The organism is Bradyrhizobium uaiense (genome assembly GCF_010811875.1).
In the GTDB taxonomy this organism is placed as follows: Bacteria; Pseudomonadota; Alphaproteobacteria; order Rhizobiales; family Xanthobacteraceae; genus Bradyrhizobium; species Bradyrhizobium uaiense.
This window is the reverse complement of the sequence record NZ_VKHP01000238.1, coordinates 1-14371: the sequence shown is the minus strand read 5'-3', so window position 1 is coordinate 14371 and position 14371 is coordinate 1. Positions and strand designations below refer to the sequence as shown.

Below are 14371 nucleotides of genomic sequence, written 5' to 3'. Positions count from 1 at the left end.
ATAGACGCGATCACACTATCAAGCTCGCCTGTAGCGAGCACGCGGACTAGCCCGCGATGAACCTTCGCCGACGAGCAGCCGCGAGCGAGCTGCGCTCCTTCTCTCGCTTGCGGGGGAGGGCGGGGGTGGGGTCTCGCCGCGAAGAGATTCTTTCCGGTGGAGAAAGCCCCCACCCGGATCGCATCTGACGATGCGATCCGACCTCCCCCGCAAGCGGGAGAGGTACAGCGAGTGTGCCGCCTGATCTAAGACGCACCAGCCAGGTGCCTAGCCAATTTTTGGAATTTCAACGTGTCCAGCCCTCCCTCCCTACGCAAATCCTTCCTGTTCTTCCTCGCGCCGATGCTGCTGAGCAACGTGCTGCAATCGCTGTTCGGCACCATCAACGGCGTCTATCTCGGCCAGATGATCGGGGTCGACGCGCTTGCCGCGGCGTCGGTGTTCTTCCCGGTGATGTTCTTCTTCATCTCCTTCGTGATCGGGCTGAGCGCCGGCGCCTCGGTCATGATCGGCCAGGCCTGGGGCGCCGGCGAGCCCGACCGGGTGAAGGCAGTTGCCGGCACGACCATGACCGTGACGCTGCTGCTTGCGCTGGCGATCGCAATCCTCGGCGGCGTGTTCGCGCGCCCGCTCTTGATCGCGCTCGCCACGCCGCCCGACGTGCTCGACGCCGCGGTGTCCTATGCGCGGATCATGATGATCACGATGCCCGTCACGTTCGGCTTCCTGCTGCTCGCGGCCATGATGCGCGGCGTCGGCGACACCGTGACGCCGCTGCTGGCGCTGACGGTCTCGACCGTCGTCGGCCTCGTGGTCACGCCGGCGCTGATCCGCGGCTGGCTCGGCCTGCCGATGCTCGGCGTCGCCAGTGCCGCAATCGCCTCCGCGGTCTCGGGCGTGGTCACGCTGCTCTGGCTGCATGTCCACATGCTCAGGCACAAGCATCCGCTTGCCTTCGACGCGGCGTTCCTGCGCGCGATGCGGCCGAACGGCGCGCTGCTGCGCATCGTGCTGCGGCTCGGTATTCCCACAGCGATCGGCATGGTGGTGGTCTCGCTCGCCGAGCTGGTGCTGCTCGGCCTCGTCAACGGCTTCGGCTCGGACGCCACCGCCGCCTATGGCGCGGTCAACCAGGTGATCGGCTATGTGCAGTTTCCCGCGATCTCGATTGCCATCACCACCTCTATCTTCGGCGCGCAGGCGATCGGCCGCGGCGATTCCGGCCGGGTCGGCGCCATCGTCCGGACCGGGCTCGAGATGAACCTCGCGCTCACCGGTGGACTGGTCGTGCTCGGCTATCTCTTCGCGCGGCCGCTGATGGGCTTCTTCATCGTCGACGGCGCGGTGCTCGCGCTGGCGCAGCAGCTTCTGTACATCGTGCTCTGGAGCATGGTGCTGTTCGGCATGGCGACGGTGTTTTCCGGGGCGATGCGCGCCGGCGGCACGGTATGGATGCCGCTGTTCATCTCGATCCTGGCGATGGCGCTGGTCGAGGTGCCTGTCGCGATCCTGCTCAGCCGCGCCATCGGCATCAGCGGCATCTGGATCGCCTATCCCGCCACCTTCGCCACCATGTTCGTGCTGCAGATGGCCTATTACGCCCTGGTATGGCGCAAGCAGACCATCAAGCGGCTGATTTGACATCGCGCGTCGCGGCTCACATGATGATTATCATATTCTACGGATGGCGCCTGCGGCAGCAGGCCCATGCTACAACGAGCCCAGACTAAACAAGCCGAGGGAGAGACCGCCGTGAGCCAAAATCCGCAATTCCTGTTCGATTTCGGCAGCCCCAACGCTTTCCTCAGCCACGAGGCGATCCCGGCGATCGAAAAGCGCACCGGCGTCAAATTCGAATATGTCCCGGTCCTGCTCGGCGGCATCTTCAAGGCCACCAACAACAAGTCGCCCGCCGAGACGCTGGCGGGCGTCAAGAACAAGCCCGAGTTCATGAAGATCGAGACCGAGCGCTTCCTCAAGCGCTTCAACGTCAAGCCCTACACCTGGAACCCGTTCTTCCCGGTCAACACGCTGAACCTGATGCGTGCGGCGGTCGCCGCCCAGCTCGAAGGCGTGTTCGAGAAATATATCGAGGCGGCCTTCCACCACATGTGGGTCGAGCCGAAGAAGATGGACGACCCGGAGGTCGCCGGCAAAGCGCTCGCCTCCTCCGGCCTCGATGCCGCCAAACTGTTTGCGCGGGCACAGGACGCCGACGTCAAGGGCAAGCTGATCGAATACACCCAGTCTGCCGTCGAGCGCGGCGCGTTCGGCTCGCCGACCTTCTTCGTCGGCAAGGAGATCTTCTTCGGCAAGGAGCAGCTGCGCGAAGTCGAGGAACTGGTGTCGGGAAAGTGAAAGGGGGAATAGTGAGTAGCGAATAGCGAATGGAGTATCTATTCGCCACTCGCCATTCGCTATTCACGCCCCGTTCAAGGCAACAACAAAGAAGGACAAATTCCCATGCGCGTTCTCGTGGTCGGCGCCGGTGCGATCGGCGGTTATTTCGGTGGCCGGATGCTTCAGGGCGGCCGCGACGTCACCTTCCTGGTGCGCCCCCGCCGCGCCTCCGAGCTCGCCTCGGCCGGGCTCGTGATCAAGAGCCCGAACGGCGATGTCACGCTGAGCAATCCGCCGACCGTGCAGGCCGACAAGCTCTCGGACAAGTTCGACGTGGTGCTGCTGAGCTGCAAGGCGTTCGATCTCGAGGACGCGATCAAGTCGTTTGCGCCCGCGGTCGGCGACAAGACCGCGATCATCCCGCTGCTCAACGGCATGCTGCATCTCGATGCGCTGGACAAGAGGTTCGGCGCCCAGCATGTGCTCGGCGGCCTCTGCGCGATCGCGGCGACCCTGAACGAGAAGCGCGAGGTGGTGCAGCTGCAGCCGATGCAGTCGCTCAATTTCGGCGAGCGCGCCGGCGGCATGTCGGATCGGGTGCGCGCGATCGCCGACACGTTCTCCGTCGTCAACGGCGCGACCGCCAGCGATCACATCATGCAGGACATGTGGGAGAAGTGGGTGTTTTTGGCATCGCTCGCCGCTTCCACCAGCCTGATGCGGACCTCGGTCGGCAACATCCTGGCCGCGCCCGGCGGCAAGGATTTCCTGCTCGGCATTCTCGACGAATGCACCGCGATCGCCGCCGACGCCGGCCATGCGCCGGGCGGCCCGTTCTTCCAGCGCACCCGCGGGCTCTTGACCGCCGAGGGCTCGCCGATGACCGCATCGATGTTCCGCGACATCAAGGCGGGGCTGCCGGTCGAGGCCGATCACGTGATCGGCGACCTGATCGTGCGCGCGGACGCCGCCAAGATCCCGGTGCCGAAGCTGCGCACGGCGTACACGCATCTGAAGGCGTATGAGAAGCAGCGGGTTGGCTAAGTCCTGCAGCCTGGATGCACTGTCCCCGTCGTCCCTGCGAAAGCAGGGACCCATACACCGCGGCTTCTCGATTTGAGGCGGGTGCGGGTTGATATCCGTTCAACACAATTGAAGCCGGTGGTTATGGGTCCCTGCTCCCGTGCGCAATTGCGCACTAGGCAGGGACGACACCATCTTTTTTGCGGCTACAAATGCGACAGATAATGCGCGAGCGCGGTGATCTCCTCGTCGCTCAGCGGATAGGCCACATCGGCCATCGCGGCCTGCGCGCCGCCGGAGCGTTGCCCGGACTTGTAATCATGCAGCGCCTTGACGAGATATTCCTCGCGCTGGCCGGCAATGCGGGCGACCGCCTTGGTGCCGGCAAAGCCATCGCCATGGCATGAGGCGCAGCGGCGACCGGCCGCGGCCTGCTTGCCCTTTTCGGACAAGTCCGGATTGTCGTCCTTGCCGCCCTTGAACGGCGGAAGCTGCGCGAAATAGGCGCCGAGATTGCGGATGTCCTCGTTGCTGAGCTGCTCGACGATCGGCTGCATCTGCTCATTCTTGCGCGCGCCGGCGCGGAAGAACACCAGCTGCCATTGGATGAACTGGTCGAGCTGGCCGGCCAGCGAGGGAATGTTCTCGGTCTGCGAGATGCCGTTGTCGCCGTGGCAACCGGCGCAGACATCCGCCTTCTCCTTGACGGCGGCATTGTCCGCGGCCTGGGCAAACGAAGTCAGCGCGATCGCCGACGCGAACAGCATTCCGAGGGACACGACGTGCATTGCCAGTTTTCTCCGCATGTCATTGCCGGGCGCCTGTCCTCGACCTGATCGAGGATGCCCCGGCAATCCATCTGGCTTGATGAAGGTTTCTTGGTTGGATGGATGCCCGGATCAAGTCCGGGCATGACGAGGTGGTTCCGTTAGCTGATCGCGATTGAGGCTGCGGTCGCCTCACGGCTACCGCAGCCCCGCATTGGTTCAGCCGTTACTTCTTGCTGTAGCTGATGCGATAGATCGCACCGGCCCAATCGTCGGCGACGAGGATGGAGCCATCCTTGTCGAGCAGGATATCGGCGGGACGGCCGAGATAGCCCTGGTCGCCCTCGATCCAGCCGGACGCGAAGACTTCCTGCTTGGCGTTCTTGCCGTCGGGGCTCGCGGTGATCTTCACGATGCGGCCGCCCTGGTACTTATGCCTGTTCCAGGAGCCGTGCTCGGCGATCAGGATTGCGTTCTTGTAGTCGGCCGGGAATTGGCTGCCGGTATAGAACTTCATGCCGAGCGGAGCCACGTGCGCACCGAGATTGTACACCGGCGGGGTGAACTCCGAGCACTTGTGACCCATCGCGAACTTGGTGTCCGGCAGGTTGCCCTGGTGGCAATAGGGATAACCGAAGTGCTCGCCGATCTTCGAGATCATGTTGAGCTTGTCGCTCGGCAGATCGTCGCTGATCCAGTCGCGGGCGTTTTCGGTGAACCAGTACTTGCCGGTGCGCGGATCGACGTCGCCGCCGACCGAGTTGCGTACGCCGAGCGCCCAGATCTCCGCATTGCCGGTCTTGGGATCGACGCGGCGGATCTGCGACACCGAGGTCGGCGGGATGCCGATGTTGAAGGGAGGTCCGAACGGAATGTAGAACCAGCCGTCCTTGTCGACGGCGATGTATTTCCAGCCATGCGCCGCGTAGGACGGCATGTCGTCATACACCACCTTGCCGCTGCCGAGGTTGTCGAGATTGGCTTCGGCATTGTCGTACTTGATCAGCTTGTCGACCGCGATCACGTAGAGCGCGCCGTCGCGGAAGGCGAGGCCGGTCGGCATGTTGAGGCCCTTGAGGATGGTCTTGACCTCTTTCTTGCCGTTGTTGTCCTTGATCGCATAGACGTTGCCCAGGCCGAACGAGCCGACGAACAGCGTGCCCTTGTCGCCCCAGGCCATCTGCCGCGCCGCGAGCACGTTCGAGGCATAGACCTCGATCTTGAAGCCAGCCGGCAACTTGATCTTCTTCATCATGGTGGCGAGCTCGGCGTCGGACGCGCCGGTCGGCGGACCGGACGGCGGAGCAAGGCCCTTCTGCGCCTCGGTCTCGTCGCCGAGGAACCAGTCATCCGGCGGATGAGTCCAGAATTCCTTGGTGCCCGATTCGTACTTCTTCAGCGCCCGGCTCTTGTCCGTTTGTTGCTGCGCATTGGCAAAGCTTGTCCCCGCCAGCAGCGCTATCGCCGCGAACGCAAGTATTGATCGATTGAAAGCGGACTTCATCGCGTCACTCCCCTACGCAAGCCGTTGCAGCTTGCCTGTTATTGATTTTGAACGCCGTGAGAGATGAGGTGGCGGTCTGTGAGGTAGGTCAGACGGCAAAATGGTAGCACATCCATCGACGCTGAAAAGCGCATGCAGCGGTGTGCGCTGCGTCAAAACAAGTTGAGACGAAATTTGAGATCAAATTTTCCTGCACGAGCCTGCCTGATAACAAGGCATTCTGCACCGCAGCGTAATATTCGAATGAAGCTAACGCCGATGATCGCGCCAACTAAAGCGCGATGAGATCAGGTTGAAGCGTCATCGCGCTTTAGCTCCTTGTTTGAGCATGATCTTTTCGGAAAACCGCTTCGCATTTTTCCGGATCATGCTTTAGCGCGATGAGAGGCGGGCGAGGCCGAGCGCCTGCACTTTTGCTTTCGACAACGGCCTGAACAACACGCTGCGCCGCTGCCCGCTGGAGATCGCCGCGATCTTGAAGCCGTCATCGGCGGCGATGATGTCACCGGTGCGAAGCGTCATGTCGTCCTCGATCGCAATCGGCGACAGGCCGGTGGAGGCGCCGGCGCTGCACGAGCAACACGCGACAGCGGGAAGAGGCGGCCATCGCAGGTTCTGACGCAGAAGTTCTGCCGGCCGCCCAGTTGCGATCGCGTCGTGATGTAGACCCGCGGCCGCGGCCGCTCCGCGGGATCAAGGCCGGGCGCCGTAACAAAGCCAGGTACGGGAAAGAAACCGGGCGCCGGGGCATACGCCGAGTCGCTCGGCAGTTGCTGCGCCGAAGCCGGCGGAGATGTCGAGATGCCGACGAGCACCACCAGCGCTGCAACGCATGCGCGCGCCAGGCGGCGGTTCAACACGGGATCTGGCTTCCAGCTGATCGACATCATTCACTTGCTTGCCGCGTCGAGGAGCGAGCGGCAGCCACTTCAACGCCGACACAACCACAGATATCTTTCAGTTTTGAGAAAGCACCGTTTTGGCGGCCAACCGGACCCGAAACGGCTATCGCCGGCCGCGGCATCCTGACCGCGCGATCGTGGTGCCGTCCGAACACCAAAAAGCCCGCACCAATGGGCGGGCCTTCATCAGACTGTCAGCTCGGTCAGCGAGATATTTGGAGCGGGCGAAGGGGCTCGAACCCTCGACCCCGACCTTGGCAAGGTCGTGCTCTACCACTGAGCTACACCCGCATCCGAAATGGCGGCGATCGCTCGCCGGCAACGGCAGACCTATGCCAAATGCTGTCTGTGAATGCAACACAAGAGCGCGGTCCGAGCCTCACGAAATTGCGCGGTTTCCTTAAAAATCGACCTCGAATCGGCCGAAATCGACCACGCCGCCGATTTCTTTTCACCTTTCCGCCGGAACGGGCCTCAAAGCCATCTCGTCCCGGAGCGATTCGAGCCAGGTCTCGAACCAGCCGGTCAGCGTCTGCGCCAGTTCGACGCGGCTGCCGGCGTCGCAATCGAACACCGCCCACCATTCGATAAAGGCCCGGTCGCCGTCGACCACCGGGGTCACCCGCAGGGTCGCGCTGAAATCCGTCACCGGCAGGGTCGGGCTGTCGGCAAATTCGTAGGTCTGGAAGCGCTCGATGTCGGATTGAGCGAGCAGCCGCTGCCGGATCCGACGCTCCCGGTACAGCACGTTGCGCACCGCACCGACGGTGTCGCCGGATTTGCCGCCCTCGATCTCGCTCGTGGCAGCACCATGGACCCAGACCGGGTAATTATTGAAATCGCGGATGATTTTCCAGACCTCGCCGGCCGGCTGCTCGAACACGGTGCTGTAATAGGCCTTTGCCATCGGCAATCCCATGGAGCCATGAAGGACCGCCATCATCGGCTGTTCCGGGGCGCCGACCCACCCGATCTCCGATGGAACGGGACGGCCGGCAAGCGATTGAATTTTTCTGGCCGACCGCCATTTACTGGGCATGATCCCTCGGAAAACCGGTTCCCACTTTTCCGGGATCATGCTCTAGCCTGACAGAACGGCTGAACCGGCCGTGCGGAGCGTGCTAGAACGCCCCATATTTTTTGACCTCAGAAGACCAGGCGAGGACAACGTGACGATAATGGAGCAAGGCGGCCCCACGCCCCAGGCAGCGCCCGATCTGATCAAGGAGACGACGACCCAGACCTTCGTCAAGGACGTCATCGAGGAATCGCGCCGGCAGCCGGTGATGATCGACTTCTGGGCGCCGTGGTGCGGTCCCTGCCGCCAACTCACGCCGATGCTGGAAAAGGCGGTCAACAACGCCAAGGGCCGGGTCAAGCTGGTCAAGATGAACATCGACGAGCATCCGCAGATCCCGGGCCAGATGGGCATCCAGTCGATCCCGGCCGTGATCGCCTTCGTCAACGGCCAGCCCGCCGACGGCTTCATGGGCGCGGTGCCGGAGAGCCAGGTCAACGCCTTCATCGAGAAGATCACCAAGGGCGTGCCCGCCGCCGGCGAGCCCAATCTCACCGAGATCCTGGCCGAGGCCGACGCCGCGCTTGCCGAGGGCGACGCTGCCCAGGCCGCACAGATCTATGCCGAGGTGCTGGCCCACGACGCCACCAACATCGGGGCGCTCGCCGGCCTTGCCAAATGCTACGTCACCTCGGGTGCGGTCGAGCAGGCCAAGCAGACGCTGGCGATGGTTCCGGAATCGAAGCGCAACGACGCCGCGGTGAAGGCGGTGCAGGCGGCGATCGATCTCGCCGAACAGGCGCAGTCGGTCGGTCCGATCGCGGAGCTGGAACAGAAAGTCGCCGCAAACCCGCTCGATCATCAGGCCCGATTCGATCTCGCGACCGCGCTCAATGCCATGAACAAGCGCACGGAGGCGACCGAGCAATTGCTCGCCATCGTCAAGCGCGACCGCAAGTGGAACGACGACGGCGCGCGCAAACAGCTGGTGCAGTTCTTCGAGGCGTGGGGCGGCACCGATGAGGCAACCGTCGAGGGGCGCAGGCGGTTGTCGACGATCCTGTTCTCGTAAAGCACGCCCGTCACAGCAGCGGGACCGTAGATGCCGATCAATGCCGAATATCGCGGGCCCGGCGAGCTCCCGGAGATCATCCCGGTGTTCCCGCTGCCGGGCGCGCTGCTGCTGCCGCGCGGCCAGATGCCGCTCAACATCTTCGAGCCGCGCTATCTCGCGATGATCGACGACGCGCTGCGTGACGGCCACCGCCTGATCGGCATGATCCAGCCCGATGCGGCGCATTCCCAGAAGGAGGCGAAGCCGGTGCTGTTCCGCATCGGCTGCGTCGGCCGCATCACCCAGCTCGCCGAATCCGGCGACGGCCGCTACATCCTCGAGCTGACCGGCGTCTCGCGCTTCAAGATCGTCGAGGAGCTGACGGTGCAGACGCCGTACCGGCAATGCAAGGTCGACTTCTTCTCGTTCACCGGCGACTTCACCGCACGCAAGGGCGAGGACGCCGTCGACCGCAAGGCGCTGCTCGAGGTGCTCGCCGATTTCCTGGAAGCCAACAATCTGAAGGTCGACTGGGAAGGAATCGAGTCCGCGCCCAACGAGGCGCTGGTCAATGCGCTGGCGATGATGTCGCCCTATGGATCCGCCGAGAAGCAGGCGATGCTCGAAGCGCCTGACCTGAAGACCCGCGCCGAGATCCTGATCGCGATCACCGAGATGGACCTCGCCAAGAAACGCACCAGCGGCGACCCGCCGGTGCAATAAGGGCCGTCACCGCAACTCTCGCCGACCAAACCAGATATGAAGCGGAAACATCAGCGACAGGGCAAACCCCACGCTGAGGTGGATCCAGCTCATCCAGGGCCTGACCACCTCCGAACCGAGGTAGTAGAGCCCGAAGGCGGTCACGATCAGCGCGGCATTGAACGTCGCCATGATCGATCCCGAAATGCGATTCTTCCGGCTTCGCCACGCGCGCAGCAGGTGCACGGGAACGAGCGCGCCGAGCAACAGCAGCGCCAGCATGGCGACACCGCCATGAATCATCAGCAGGTTGGCGGCAATCTGCTGCCATATCTCGGCACCGTCGGCGTTCTTTTGCCAATCGGCCACCAACCAGCCGGCGCCGGTCAGCAACAGCGCCGCAAACGCGGCGTACATCGCGTAACGAAATGAACGTTTAAGCCGCAAGGTGCACCGCCTGTGACCAGTCGGATGTGATCTGAATGTCCCCGTCGGCCGCGATCAGCAGGGCGCTGGCTTCGTAATGCTCGAGCAGGTCGCCGGCACCGGTCCCTGAGATCATCACGACCTTGGTCAGCGCATCGGCAATCATGCATGACGACGTACGGATCGTGGCGCCGATCATCGCAGCGGCCGGCTCCCCGGTCGCGGGATTGATGATCGCAGAAGCGCCCAGAGACGAGCCCTCCATCAGATCAAATCGGCGCGCCGTCGACGCCAGCGCCTCTCCGGCCATCTCGATACGCGCAAGCAGGCGTAGCGGGTCGCGCGGATCGCGCAGATCGACCGCGTGCGCCGCTGCTCCGAACACCCGAAGATCGCCGCCGGCATTCACCAGCCCTGCCGGAACGTCGAACTCGCGCAACACCTCGATGGCACGGTCGACGGCAAAGCCCTTGGCGATTCCTCCGAGATCGATCCTGGTATCGGGCGCTTGAAGGCGCACGATGCGTCCGGGCAGCAACTCGATCGCATCGCCGACGCACGGTCCGGGCACGACGGCCCGCTCGTCGTCCGCTCCCGGAAGCAGGCCGACGGCTTGCAATGCCGGTGCAACGGTCACATCGAAGACACCCCCGGAGCGCCGGTGCATCTCGACCGCCGCCTCCAGCACCTCGAACGTCCAGGCGTGAACCCGCATCGGCCGAACGCCGGCCTCTCGATTGAGCCGGCTGACATCGCTGTCGCGCTCATGAAAGCTCATCAGCCGATGAACCTGCGCGACCGCATCGAATGCGGCGTCGATGGCGGCATTCGTTCTAGACCCGGCGGCGGCGACCTCGATCTCGACAAAGGTGCCGAGCAGCGGGCGCGCGCGGCGCGTCCTATCGGAGGCGATTGGCATAGGCGGTCAGGATCCTCTTCACGCCCTCCGTGACATGCGTCGACGACAGCGTCGCGCCGGAGATGTTTCTGATGTCGCCATTGATCTTGAGCGCACTGCCGCTGGTCTTGCCGACAAATTGCGCAAGCCAGCTTGGGCTCCTGACCTCACCACCGTAGGATTCCCTGTATTGCAGGATCTCGACCCTGTGCACCGCGCCGCCCGGCGTCAGCGCCACCGCATAGTCGATGAACAGGTGCTTGCCGATCACCCGGTCGAAGATGAGAAATCCCGCGACCTTGCCGCCGGCCTCGGCCTTCCAGACCCGGCCGGCCTGGACCTCGGTGAAATGCGTCGCCGACGGAAACGCCTGCTTTTGCGCCTCCTCGATCGACATATACTGAACCGCATAGGCCGGCGAAGCAGCCGACACGATCGCCGCAGCCGGCAGCGTATATCGAACCCATGTCATCTTTCACGCAACTCCTGTTGTTTGATATCTTGCCGTGGCGGCGCTTCGCTCCGACGTGCCGCGCTGATCTCAGAAGAAGAAGCCGACGCCACCGAGGAACGAATCCGACATTGCGCCGGCGATGCTCTTGTCGATGACGTGCTGGTAAGTCGCCTTCAGCACGACCTTCGGCGACGGGAACAACGCGAAGCCGGCGGTGTGGTACTGCCGCTGGCCGGCGCCGGTCGGCAGGTTGGCATCGGTGCCGGCAAAGCCGCCGGTCTGCAGGTTCTGGTAGGTGTAACGATAGAAGGGCACGGCCTCCCACTCGTTGTTCAGGATGGTGCCGAGCTGCACGTGATAGTCGATCTCGCCGGAATAGCCGTACATCGACTTGCCGACATTGTTGGTGGGATCCGAATCGTTGTTCGCGCGCAGGTTCTCCGGATGGCTGAAATCCGCGCGGACATACTCGCCGCGAAGCTCGAGGCCGGTCTGAGGCACGCGGTAGCGGAACTCGGCGTCGAACATCGCCAGGCTCGAGTGACCGAGGAAATTGCCGAGATCGTCGTGCGCCCCGCGCGGCGTCGTGTTCGGCGAGAAATAGCCGCTGACGCTGCCGGCGAAGCCCGGCAGGAATGTCGGCGTGAAGTCCAACCGTCCGGCGATCGCGACTGCATTGTTGAGCTGCTGGAAATCACCGAGCGGAGGCCGCGAGAAGGCGAGCGCGTTCAGGCCATCGATGCCCGCCGCGTAGGGTGTGCCTGGAAGCGGCACGGTCTTGGCCGCAGTGCGATTATCAAAGGAATCGCCGAAGTCTTCGTTACTGGTCGCAACCATCACCTGATACTTCAGATCTTCGGTGATCGTCCCGTAGACGCTGCTGGCCGGCACCTTCCAGGTCGACGGAATGAGGCCGAGATACAGCTCGGGCCGGTTCACGCTGTAGAACTGCGTAGGCTCGTGGTGCTGGTTGTAGTAGCCGATCGGCACAAGATCGATACCCGGCGCACGCCAGTTGAACTGATCGATGATCTTGAAGTCGATCCAGAGCTGCTCGATTTCGGCGGTACCGTGGAGCTTGTCGTCGTTGTCGAATCCGGAGCCTGCGTGCTCGAACTCGATCTCGGCGTTGAAGATGATGTTTGGCGTGATCGCATAGGTCGGCAACAGGACGAAGCGCTGGGCATCGAAGCCCTTTTGCCACTGGCCATTGGCAGCCGGATTTTGCGCGCTGCCGAACTTGATTTCGCCATAGGCTCCGATGCTGAGGCCGGGCACGGGTGAATCGACTAACCCGAGAATGGGCTTGTCTCCCGCCGCTGGCAGCGGCGGGAGATTCAGCATCGGCTTGGCGGGCGCCTCTGCGGATTGGGCTGCGAGATTGCCCTTGCTCCCCTTCGTTTCCTGCCTTGCGTCCGTCGGCTCCTTCGCATCGGCGGGTGACGCCGTCGCGGTGACGCTGCGGGTCGAGGCCGACCGCGATGAGGGCTTGGCATCGACGCCGGCCTGAGGATGACTGTCCTTTTCCTTCAACTCGGCTTCGAGGGCTTCGATGCGCCGCTCCATCTTGTCGAGCTTCTTCAGCAATGCCTCATTCGCGCTATCGTCTGCAGCGAAGGCGCCGCCGCTGGTGAAGACCGACAGCGCGGTCGCGGCGAGCAGCGCCGCGCGCCTCGATCTGAAGCCAAGCTCGAATTTCGATGCACCGAAGCCCGTGCGGTGATGCGATGACATGTGCGCTCCCTGGATCGGCGGAAATCGAAAATCCGCGACATAAGGGCGCACCTAGCACTGCACAGCATTCTTTCGAAACGTTTCGGAAGCCTCCCGAAGTGATTCGCCGTTAGAATCACTCCATTTTAGAATTAGAATAAAAACAAACTGGGGGTTTTTGACATCACAGGATTTGTCCGCGGGCCTCGGGCTCACAGATTCGACGTGGCTTAGTGCCGCCGGTGAATGGCCTTCCGTCCGGTGAACATCGCGCGCACCAGGTTCTGACGCTGCAGCAACCCCACCACGATGACGCCGAGCACGTGCAGACCGGCCAGGACGATGACCGCATCCGAGGCATAGGCATGGGTGTCCTCGACCCACCAGACGCCGAAGAAGGTCACGGTGACTTCCATTGCGCCCGTGATCGCGGACACCGCGAGCGCGAGCAGCAGCGCCACCAGCATCACCGTGCCCGCGGGATTGAGCCCGATATAGCGCCCGGTGATGCCGCGGCGGAGATTCCAGATATAGCGCGGCGCGGCGCGCAGGCGGACGCCGAGCTTGCCGAAACGCGCATAGCGCGTGCCGGCAAAGCCCCAGATCAGCCGGAACGCCAGCAGGGCGATCACGCCATAGCCGGCCAGCCGGTGCAGCCGGTCGAAGACGTTCGGCGTCACCCAAGCCACCAGGACGAGGATGGCGAGCGCCCAGTGCCAGAGCCGCAGCGGCAGGTCCCAGACCTGCACGTTGGTCGCGCCGCGGGCGCCGGGCGCCGCCTCCATCATCGCGCCTGCTTCCCTTGGTGCTTCACTTGGCGATCGTGTGCTTCAGGCTGAGATCCTCCGGGCTGTAGAACAGCTCGTAGAGCTTGCCTTCCTTGACGCCGTAGACTTCGTAGCACGTGCCTTCGACCTTCGAGCGGCGCACCTCGTAGCCGGCGGCCTTGGCCTTGGCTTCGGCATCGCTTGCCGGCTTCCACGACGCCTTGTCGAGCTTGGTGCAGGTCTTGTAGCCGTCGGCGAACGCCGCCGATCCAGTTAGCGCCAGAACACTCGCTGCCAGCACAGCGCTCAAAATCACTCTCACGCGTATCTCCCCTCCGTTGACGATCATGCCCAACAACGCCGTCGCGCAGGGCACATGCGTGAACAATGCTGAGGTGATCGCCAAGTCAAGGAAGCGTGGTGGCGGCAGGCTTTAGAGAAATTCTAACGGCCGTGAAAACCGCTTTGCGCTCCGCGCGCAATTTGGTTTTGACCACGTGCTGCGGCCTTACGCCTCATGCGCAACCATCCGCCGAGACAGGCCTTCGATCAGGACGCGGCACCCGCCATCGCGCGACGAACCGCCGGGCGTTCGGCCACGGCCGGGGTCCGCCCACCGATCATCTGCGCGACCTTCTCGCTCTGCACCGGCGGACTGAAATGGAAGCCCTGCACTTCGACGCAGGCGTCGGCGCGGAGGATGTCGAGCTGCTCCCTGGTTTCGACGCCCTCGGCCGTCGTTGTCTTGCCGAGGCTGACCGCAAAGCGAACGATCGCGCGCGCGAGCCGGCGCGATTCGTCGG

Annotated in this window: 17 protein-coding genes and 1 tRNA gene; 5 read left to right on the top strand and 13 right to left on the bottom strand. The window is 63.5% G+C overall.

The genetic code is table 11. The features are described from left to right. Window positions 1-291 precede the first annotated feature (291 nt). The 3 genes from FNJ47_RS37595 (at window position 292) to panE (ending at window position 3384) form a co-directional block, all read left to right on the top strand. Entirely contained in the window at window positions 292-1641 is a 1350-nt protein-coding gene (locus tag FNJ47_RS37595) for an MATE family efflux transporter (protein WP_347341766.1), read from the top strand. Between the two features lie 111 nt (window positions 1642-1752). Continuing rightward, window positions 1753-2358, top strand: coding sequence for a 2-hydroxychromene-2-carboxylate isomerase (locus tag FNJ47_RS37590; protein WP_430649449.1), 606 nt, complete (start codon window positions 1753-1755; stop codon window positions 2356-2358). A gap of 105 nt (window positions 2359-2463) precedes the next feature. Beyond that, complete coding sequence (gene panE / locus FNJ47_RS37585; protein WP_163160894.1) at window positions 2464-3384, top strand: 2-dehydropantoate 2-reductase; 921 nt, start codon at window positions 2464-2466, stop codon at window positions 3382-3384. A gap of 185 nt (window positions 3385-3569) precedes the next feature. On the opposite strand, the gene FNJ47_RS37580 is transcribed toward panE, so the two are convergent. The 6 genes from FNJ47_RS37580 to FNJ47_RS37560 all read right to left on the bottom strand — a co-directional run bounded on the left by FNJ47_RS37580 (window position 3570) and on the right by FNJ47_RS37560 (window position 7614). Next, window positions 3570-4151 carry a c-type cytochrome gene (locus FNJ47_RS37580; RefSeq protein ID WP_163160893.1) on the bottom strand — a complete coding sequence of 194 codons (582 nt, stop codon included), beginning with the start codon at window positions 4149-4151 and terminating at the stop codon, window positions 3570-3572. Between the two features lie 205 nt (window positions 4152-4356). After that, the gene (locus tag FNJ47_RS37575; protein ID WP_163160892.1) at window positions 4357-5634 is read right to left on the bottom strand and encodes a PQQ-dependent sugar dehydrogenase; all 1278 of its coding nucleotides are present in this window, start codon (window positions 5632-5634) and stop codon (window positions 4357-4359) included. A gap of 372 nt (window positions 5635-6006) precedes the next feature. Then, window positions 6007-6156 (bottom strand): cupredoxin domain-containing protein, encoded by a 150-nt coding sequence (locus FNJ47_RS51790; RefSeq protein WP_236000322.1) that lies wholly within the window; start codon window positions 6154-6156, stop codon window positions 6007-6009. Further along, entirely contained in the window at window positions 6153-6521 is a 369-nt protein-coding gene (locus FNJ47_RS37570; RefSeq protein WP_236000321.1) for a DUF2865 domain-containing protein, read from the bottom strand. Before FNJ47_RS37570 ends, FNJ47_RS51790 begins: the two co-directional genes overlap by 4 nt. Before the next feature lie 231 nt (window positions 6522-6752). Then, window positions 6753-6827: transfer RNA gene (locus tag FNJ47_RS37565), tRNA-Gly, on the bottom strand. 160 nt (window positions 6828-6987) lie between these two features. Further along, a complete protein-coding gene (locus tag FNJ47_RS37560; RefSeq protein ID WP_236000320.1) occupies window positions 6988-7614 on the bottom strand; it encodes an SRPBCC family protein in 627 nt (208 codons plus the stop codon). Window positions 7615-7705: 91 nt separating this feature from the next. Here FNJ47_RS37560 and trxA point away from each other — a divergent pair, with 91 nt between their 5' ends. Next, entirely contained in the window at window positions 7706-8626 is a 921-nt protein-coding gene (trxA, locus tag FNJ47_RS37555) for a thioredoxin (RefSeq protein ID WP_175068475.1), read from the top strand. 30 nt (window positions 8627-8656) lie between these two features. Beyond that, complete coding sequence (locus FNJ47_RS37550) at window positions 8657-9331, top strand: LON peptidase substrate-binding domain-containing protein (protein WP_163160891.1); 675 nt, start codon at window positions 8657-8659, stop codon at window positions 9329-9331. Window positions 9332-9337: 6 nt separating this feature from the next. On the opposite strand, the gene FNJ47_RS37545 is transcribed toward FNJ47_RS37550, so the two are convergent. From FNJ47_RS37545 to FNJ47_RS37515, 7 genes are all read right to left on the bottom strand, one after another. After that, the gene (locus FNJ47_RS37545; RefSeq protein ID WP_163160890.1) at window positions 9338-9727 is read right to left on the bottom strand and encodes a hypothetical protein; all 390 of its coding nucleotides are present in this window, start codon (window positions 9725-9727) and stop codon (window positions 9338-9340) included. 19 nt (window positions 9728-9746) lie between these two features. Continuing rightward, the gene (locus tag FNJ47_RS37540) at window positions 9747-10655 is read right to left on the bottom strand and encodes an FAD:protein FMN transferase (RefSeq protein WP_163160889.1); all 909 of its coding nucleotides are present in this window, start codon (window positions 10653-10655) and stop codon (window positions 9747-9749) included. Further along, complete coding sequence (locus FNJ47_RS37535) at window positions 10636-11106, bottom strand: FMN-binding protein (protein WP_163160888.1); 471 nt, start codon at window positions 11104-11106, stop codon at window positions 10636-10638. The genes FNJ47_RS37540 and FNJ47_RS37535 overlap by 20 nt, the downstream gene beginning before the upstream one ends. Before the next feature lie 69 nt (window positions 11107-11175). Then, window positions 11176-12822, bottom strand: a complete 1647-nt coding sequence (locus FNJ47_RS37530; protein WP_236000319.1) for a hypothetical protein — start codon at window positions 12820-12822, stop codon at window positions 11176-11178. 209 nt (window positions 12823-13031) lie between these two features. Then, window positions 13032-13589 carry a cytochrome b/b6 domain-containing protein gene (locus FNJ47_RS37525; RefSeq protein WP_163160887.1) on the bottom strand — a complete coding sequence of 186 codons (558 nt, stop codon included), beginning with the start codon at window positions 13587-13589 and terminating at the stop codon, window positions 13032-13034. Between the two features lie 22 nt (window positions 13590-13611). Next, window positions 13612-13890 (bottom strand): PepSY domain-containing protein, encoded by a 279-nt coding sequence (locus tag FNJ47_RS37520; protein WP_163160886.1) that lies wholly within the window; start codon window positions 13888-13890, stop codon window positions 13612-13614. Window positions 13891-14117: 227 nt separating this feature from the next. Next, a partial coding sequence (locus FNJ47_RS37515; protein ID WP_163160885.1) for an EAL domain-containing protein occupies window positions 14118-14371 on the bottom strand: 254 nt, incomplete at its 5' end.